This window comes from Massilia sp. NBRC 108631 (genome assembly GCF_059704565.1).
Map to the genome: position 1 here is coordinate 1 of NZ_BAAKJE010000104.1, position 463 is coordinate 463.

The following is a 463-nucleotide window of genomic DNA, read 5'->3' on the forward strand; positions in this document are numbered from 1 at the left end:
CGCACGCGCCTGGCCAGCAGCAGCGCCGCCACCCAGCTCAACCTCGGCTACCTGATCCAGCAGGCGCCCGGCTCCGCCCAGCGCGGCAGCTACCGCGGCGCAGGTTTCGAACTGCGCACCGACGCCTGGGCCGTGGTGCGCGGCGCCGAAGGCGTGCTGCTCACCACCAGCGCGCGCAACGCGCAAGGCAGCGGCATCGCCTCCACCCAGATGGACAGCGCCGAATCCCTGGCGCAGCTGAAGGCCGCCGAGGAACTGGCCAAACAGCTGGGCGACGCCGCCACCGCGCAACAGGCGCTGACCAGCAAGGACGCCGCCGCCGCGCACAAGGACTTCATCACCCAGGTCGATCCCCAGCAAAGCGGCAAGCACGCCGGCGCCGTCAACGGCCAGCAGGCGGTCAAGGCGCAAGCCGGATCGCGCGAGGCCGACAGCGCCAAGCCGGTGGAAAAGTTCGGCACCC

1 protein-coding gene is annotated in these 463 nt (G+C 71.9%); it reads left to right on the plus strand.

What is annotated here, in order from left to right; all coding sequences use genetic code 11:
• Positions 1-463 (plus strand): type VI secretion system Vgr family protein (locus AC6H42_RS12295; protein ID WP_497548156.1); only part of this gene is annotated, 463 nt, incomplete at both ends.